At 68.2% G+C, this 3600-nt stretch carries 3 protein-coding genes; all 3 read left to right on the top strand.

Annotated features, from left to right (window positions below):
- Nucleotides 1-95 precede the first annotated feature (95 nt).
- Nucleotides 96-1235 (top strand): PQQ-dependent sugar dehydrogenase, encoded by a 1140-nt coding sequence (locus M529_RS47585; RefSeq protein ID WP_021320228.1) that lies wholly within the window; start codon nucleotides 96-98, stop codon nucleotides 1233-1235.
- Nucleotides 1236-1408: 173 nt separating this feature from the next.
- The gene (locus tag M529_RS47580; protein ID WP_021320227.1) at nucleotides 1409-3037 is read left to right on the top strand and encodes a hypothetical protein; all 1629 of its coding nucleotides are present in this window, start codon (nucleotides 1409-1411) and stop codon (nucleotides 3035-3037) included.
- A 4-nt stretch (nucleotides 3038-3041) separates the two neighbouring features.
- On the top strand, nucleotides 3042-3600 hold a 559-nt coding region (locus M529_RS47575; RefSeq protein WP_021320226.1), incomplete at its 3' end, for an HlyD family secretion protein.

The following is a 3600-nucleotide window of genomic DNA, read 5'->3' as shown; positions in this document are numbered from 1 at the left end:
CCCCCCCCCCGACATTCCCGCTGGCCCACTGTCCATTATCGGCTATGGTCCGCGCATAAACCCTGCCGTCCTGCACAAATCCCAAGGAGAGAGTGATGCGTCATCTGCCCCTCGCCGCCCTGCCCCTGGTCCTCATCGCCTGCTCGGCGGAGAATGCGACGGGACAGAACGCCGCTGCGGCCACCGGGGACAGGCCCTTCAAGACCTCCATCATCGCGGATTTCGAGTCCCCCTGGGCGATGACCTTCCTGCCCGACGGGCGGATGCTGGTGACCGAGAAGAAGGGCGAGATGATCCTGTTCGACCCGAACAACGGCACGAAGATCCCGATCGCGGGCATCCCCGCCGTGGACAGCGCGGGGCAGGGCGCGTTGATGGACGTGGTGCTTTCGCCGACCTTCGCGAAGGACCGCAAGGTCTATTTCAGCTTCTCGCAGGCCGGCGAAGGCGGCAAGGGCGTGGCGCTCGCCACCGGAACCTTCGACCAGGCGAGCGACGGCACGACGAAGCTGGGCGAAGTGAAGGTCATCTTCCGCGCGACGCCCTTCGTCGAGGGCAACGGCCATTATTCCGGCCGTATCGCCTTCTCCCCCGACGGCAAATATCTGTTCTTCACCAATGGCGAGCGGCAGAAGTTCGATCCTGCGCAGGATCCCAAGGCGACGCTGGGCAAGGTGCTGCGCCTGAACCTGGACGGCACGCCGGCCAAGGGCAACCCGCTGGCCGCCAAGGGATTCCATCCCGCCATCTGGTCCTATGGCCATCGCAACCTGCTGGGCATCGCCTTCGACACGGAAGGACGGCTGTGGGAGCAGGAAATGGGGCCCAAGGGCGGAGACGAGGTCAACCTAATCAAGCCGGGCCTCAACTACGGCTATCCCCTCGCCTCCAACGGCGACCATTATGACGGCAAGCCCATTCCCGACCATCGCGCCGGCGACGGATTCGAGGCACCGAAGGTGTGGTGGAACCCCTCCATCTCGCCGGGCGGCCTCATCCATTATTCCGGCGACCTCTTCCCGCAATGGAAGAACTCGCTGTTCATCGGCGGCCTTTCCAGCAAGTCGCTGCTGCGGGTGAAGCTGGACGGCGAGAACGCCACCAAGGCGGACCAGTGGGACATGGGCGCGCGCATCCGCGAGGTGGAACAGGGGCCCGACGGTGCGCTGTGGCTGCTGGAGGACGGCGGCAGCTCACAGGGCCGGCTGCTGAAGCTGACGCCCGAAGCCGCCTGAGCCGCGTAGCATTATTTCGCGCGCCTATGCGATTGTGTCATTGCCTTATCATGTCCTAAACGTAACAACGTTGCCATCACATTGCCGATGGCATGGCGGGAAGAGACAGGGGCCTTGGGCATGCGCGTCGTGACGATCCGTCGTTCGGGGAATGTCGATACAGGCACCCGGCCGTGAGCGGGGCCGTTACGCCTTCATCCTATGTCTTCGCGCCGGACGAGCAGCCGACCTTCCCCGGATCGCCCTATGCCCCGCGCCATCCGGCGGCGCGCAAGGCGGGCTATATGGGTATCGCCATGCTGTCCGCGCTCGGCGCGACCTTCGGCAACAATCTCGTCACGGTGAACGTGCAGCCGCTCAGCGGCTCGCTCGGCGTCTATGTGGCGCAGGCGAGCCTGCTGCCCGCCATCTATGTCGCCATGAACGCGACGGCGAACCTGTCCCTGGTCAAGGCGCGCATGCAGTTCGGCATTCCGGCGATCACCCACGGGCTGGTCGCGCTCTATGCGGCGAGTGCCCTGCTCCAGCTCCTGTGGCCCAGCTTCGCGACGGCGGTCGTCAACCGCGGCATGTGCGGCCTGGCGGCGGCGGCGCTGACCACCTTCACCGTCTATAACCTGCTGCAGGTGTTCCAGGGCAAGCTGCGTCCGCTGGCGCCACTGCTGGGCGTCAGCCTGCCGCAGCTGGGCATGCCGCTCGCCCGCATGGTGCCGGTCGAGTTGCTGGCACTGGGCGAGTGGCGGGGCCTGCATCTGCTGGAGCTGGGGCTGGCGCTCGCCGTACTGGGGGCGAGCTTCGCCCTGCCGCTGCCGCCCAGCGAGCGCAGGAAGGCAATCGGTCCGCTGGACCTGCTGACCGTGGCGCTGGTGGTGCCGGCGATGCTGCTGATCTGCGCGGTGCTGGGCGTGGGCCGGGTCGTGTGGTGGCACGACACGCCCTGGCTGGGCGTCGCGCTCGCCTGCGCGATCCCGCTGCTGGGCGCGGCCTTCCTGATCGAGCATCATCGCGAGAAACCGCTGATCCTGACGCGGTGGATCGGCACGCCGGAAATCCTGCGCTTCGCCGGGATCGCCCTGCTGGTGCGGCTGGCGCTTGCCGAGCAGAGCTATGGCGCGGTGGGGCTCCTGACCGCCGGGGGCCTCACCAACGACCAGCTTCACGCCCTGTTCGCCGTGGTGGGACTGGCGATGATCGCCGGCATGGTCGTGGCGGTGGTGACGCTGAACCCCGCCCGGATCCCGCATCAGGTCTGCGCCGCCTCGCTGATCATCGCGGCGGGCGCGTGGCTCGATTCCCAGTCGACCAGCCTGACCCGGCCGCCGGAGCTTTTCCTCAGCCAGGCGCTGATCGGCTTCGGCACGCTGCTCTTCATCGGCCCCGCCTTTCTCTATGGCTTCAGCCGCATGATGCTGAAGGGGCCGGACGCGCTCGTCACCTGCATCGTGCTGTTCAGCACCACGCAGAATGTCGGCGGCCTCGCCGGTTCCGCCTTGCTCGGCAGCCTGCAGCAGATCGGCGTGCGGCATAACAGCGCGATCCTGGCCGGGCAGCTGGACGCGGCCAACCCCATCGTCGCCGACCGGCTGCGCGCGGGGAGCGCGGCGGTGGCGGGCGCGATCGGCGATCCGGCGCAGCGCAGCGCGCAGGGCGCGGCCCTGCTGGGCCAGGCGATGACGCGCGAGGCCAATATCCTGGCCTTCAACAGCGTGTTCCTGTTCGTCACGGCGCTCGCGCTGGCGACGGCGCTCTATCTTCTGTTCCTGATCGTGCGCAGGCGACTGCGGGAACGCCAAGGGGAATGACGGCATGAACGAGACAACCGATCCGGGACCGGCCGAGCAGGCGGCTTCGCCCGAGGCACCGCCCGCGCGCTGGCGGCCACCCGCCCATACCCCCAGGACGATCCTGATCGTCGCGCTGCTGGTGATCGCGTCCGTACTGGTCGTCCTCTATGCCTGGGGCTTGCCGCCCTTCCGCAGCGCCACGGCCACCACCGACAATGCCTATGTACGCGGCCGCACCACCGTGATCGCCCCGCAGGTGAGCGGCTATGTAACGCAGGTCGCGGTGCTGGACTATCAGACGGTCCGCAAGGGCGACGTGCTGGCCCGGATCGACGACCGCATCTATCGCGCGCGGGTGGAACAGGCGCGCGCCAATCTGAGCGCGGCGCTGGCAAGCCTGGCGAACAGTCAGCAGGCACGGGCATCCCGCACGGCAGGGCTGCAGGGACAGGCGGCGGGCCTTGCCAGCGCGCAGGCGCAGCTGCAGCGCGCGCGGGCCGACATGGCGCGGGTGGAAGACCTGGTTCGGGACGGCTCCGTGTCGATCCGCGAGCGCGACCAGACGCAGGCCGCGCTGGCCC

It is taken from the genome of Sphingobium ummariense RL-3 (assembly GCF_000447205.1).
Taxonomy (GTDB): Bacteria; Pseudomonadota; Alphaproteobacteria; order Sphingomonadales; family Sphingomonadaceae; genus Sphingobium; species Sphingobium ummariense.
Note: the sequence above shows the minus strand (reverse complement) of the source record. Positions and strands in the feature narration are given on the sequence as shown.

What these genes read in the sequence shown, in the direction of transcription:
- M529_RS47585 (WP_021320228.1), top strand. Translation starts at nt 96, where the DNA reads ATGCGTCATCTGCCCCTCGCCGCCCTGCCCCTGGTCCTCATCGCCTGC.